Source organism: Bariatricus sp. HCP28S3_A7 (genome assembly GCF_052066375.1).
Taxonomy (GTDB): domain Bacteria; phylum Bacillota; class Clostridia; order Lachnospirales; family Lachnospiraceae; genus Allocoprococcus.
Genome location: NZ_JBQHSG010000065.1, coordinates 1 through 2,598, shown reverse-complemented (window position 1 = coordinate 2,598; position 2,598 = coordinate 1). Strand labels below are relative to the sequence as shown.

The window sequence follows — 2,598 nt, the reverse complement described above, 5'->3', positions numbered from 1 at the left end:
TGATTATTCCGAGACTCTTTGAGCCACCTGTCCGGACTTTGAGAGCCACCATTCCGGAGATTGGGAGCCACATATTCCGGTAATTCAGAGCCATTTTGCAAGGCTCTGTTATATAAATTCCTTTATACTGTAAATACACACCTCTGGTGTGAATACAGATAAAGGAGGTCACAATTATGACCAAATATCGTGAAATCCTGCGCCTGAAAAGCTTAGGATTCAGTGAGCGGAACATCGCACAAAGCTGCGGTGTGTCCCGAAACACAGTTGCCAAGGTCCTGAAAAAGGCAACGGAAATGAATTTATCATGGCCGTTGGATTTTGACATGACCGACACTGTACTTGAGAAACTGATGTTTCCCAAGGAAAAGTCAGCAACAAATAAACGTATGCCTGACTTTGATTACATCCGCAAAGAACTTTTGCGTAATGGAGTCAACAAAAAACTTCTCTGGGTAGAATACTGCGAGGAATGCCGTATGAATGGCGAGGAGCCTCTGATGTATTCTCAGTTCTGCTATTACATCCAAAAGGATGAAGAAAAACGCAGGGCTACCATGCATATCCCAAGAAAACCCGGCCAGCAGATCGAAGTAGACTGGGCAGGGGATCCTGCACACATCATTGATCCGGATACTGGCGAGATTACAGATGCATGGATCTTTGTAGGTGTTTTAACTTACAGCCAATACGCTTTTGTAAAGGCATACATGGATGAGAAAACGAACAACTGGATCAAAGCACATATTCAGATGTTTGAATTCTTTGGCGGTGTTACGCCAATGCTTGTTTCTGATAACTGTACCACTGCAGTAAATCATTCACAAAGCGACTGGTACACCACTGCTTTAAATACTACTTACCATGAAATGGCAGAACATTATAATCTTGCCATCATTCCGGCCAGAGTCCGGAAACCCAAGGATAAACCGAATGTAGAAGGATCTGTGGGTAAGATATCCACTTGGATCACTGCAGCTCTTCGCAATGAACAGTTTTTCTCAATTGCAGAATTAAATGCTGCTATCAAAGAAAAACTGGATGCCTTTAATGCTCGTAAATTCCAGAAAAAGGAATGTAGCAGGCTCAGTTTATTTCTTGGGGAAGAAATGCCATTATTGGCTCCGTTGCCTGCCACACCTTTTGAACTGGCTGAGTGGAAACAGGCCACTGTTCAGTTCAATTACCACATCGCAGTAGACAAGATGTACTACTCCGTGCCTTATCAGTATATCAAAAATAAGGTTGATGTGCGAATAACAGATACAACGGTTGAAATATTTTATAACCATAATCGAATTGCCTCGCACCGACGGCTTCATGGAAGAAGCGGTCAGTATTCTACGGTAACGGAACATATGCCTCAGGAACACCAGAAATATCTGGAATGGAACGGGGATCGTTTTCGCCGTTGGGCAGATTCGATTGGAATTAACACAAGTAAGGTTGTCGATGCAATTCTTACCTCCGGCAGGGTCGAACAGCAGTCTTACAGAAGCTGTATGGGGCTGCTGAAGCTGGCAGAAAAACATTCACCAGCAAAGTTGGAACAAGCCTGTGCCAAAGCACTTTCTTATTCCGGCAAACCCAGCTATAAAAGTATCAAAAATCTTTTGGCTGCAATGAAAGATAACCCGGAACTCATATCAGATGAGACGGAAACAGACAAAACAGCAGAAAAACCACACGGCATCACAAGGGGCGCCGGATACTATGGAGGTAAAAGATCATGACAAATCAAAGTACAATTGATAAACTTATTGAAATGCGTCTGACGTCAATGGCCGATGCATTCCGGATCCAGTTGGATGATGCCACAATGAAGGACATTCCTTTTGAGGATCGTTTTGGCATGCTTGTTGATGTAGAATACACCAACCGCAAAAACAATCGTTTGAAAAGACTGATTCGTCAGGCTGAGTTTGAACAACCTGATGCCAGCATTGCAGCGATTGATTATCATTCCGGAAGAAAGCTGAACAAAGCGTTGATCAACCGTCTAGCAACGTGTGAATATATCACAGAATATCGAAACATCTTCATTACCGGGGCAACCGGCAGCGGCAAGACCTACATGGCCTGTGCCTTTGGTATGGAAGCATGTAAGCATTACTATACAGTACGGTATGTGCGGCTTCCTGATTTGTTGCTGGACTTACAGGCAGCCAGAGATAACGGTACATTTGCCGCTATTCTGAAAAAATATACCAAGCCAGTATTGTTGATCATTGATGAATGGCTACTTCTCAAACTGACAGAAGCGGAAGCCAGAAACCTTTTTGAACTGATACACAAAAGACGTAAAAAATCGTCAACGATCTTCTGTTCCCAGTTTCGTGAATGTGAATGGTACCAGCAGATCTGCAGTGGTGAAAGCACCCTCGCAGATGCCATTATGGATCGCATATCCTATGATTCATATAAAATCAACATTGAGTGTATTGATCCATCCAAAGATCTTTCAATGAGAGAAGTATACGGATTAGATCCAGCTCTGGCTAAATAACTTAATAGCAAAACAAATGGGGTGGCTCCGTTAGTCCGGACAGGTGGCTCTCGCCACATCGGACTGGCGGCTCCGCCGCACCATAATATTCA

2 protein-coding genes are annotated in these 2,598 nt (G+C 43.5%); both read left to right on the top strand.

Annotated features, from left to right (window positions below):
• Positions 1-176 precede the first annotated feature (176 nt).
• Positions 177-1,733, top strand: a complete 1,557-nt coding sequence (gene istA / locus ACTNA4_RS15945; RefSeq protein WP_441031135.1) for an IS21 family transposase — start codon at positions 177-179, stop codon at positions 1,731-1,733.
• Positions 1,730-2,506, top strand: coding sequence for an IS21-like element helper ATPase IstB (gene istB / locus ACTNA4_RS15940; RefSeq protein WP_441031132.1), 777 nt, complete (start codon positions 1,730-1,732; stop codon positions 2,504-2,506). The genes istA and istB overlap by 4 nt, the downstream gene beginning before the upstream one ends.
• Positions 2,507-2,598 lie beyond the last annotated feature (92 nt).

What these genes read in the sequence shown, in the direction of transcription:
- istA (WP_441031135.1), top strand. Translation starts at nt 177, where the DNA reads ATGACCAAATATCGTGAAATCCTGCGCCTGAAAAGCTTAGGATTCAGT.
- istB (WP_441031132.1), top strand. Translation starts at nt 1,730, where the DNA reads ATGACAAATCAAAGTACAATTGATAAACTTATTGAAATGCGTCTGACG.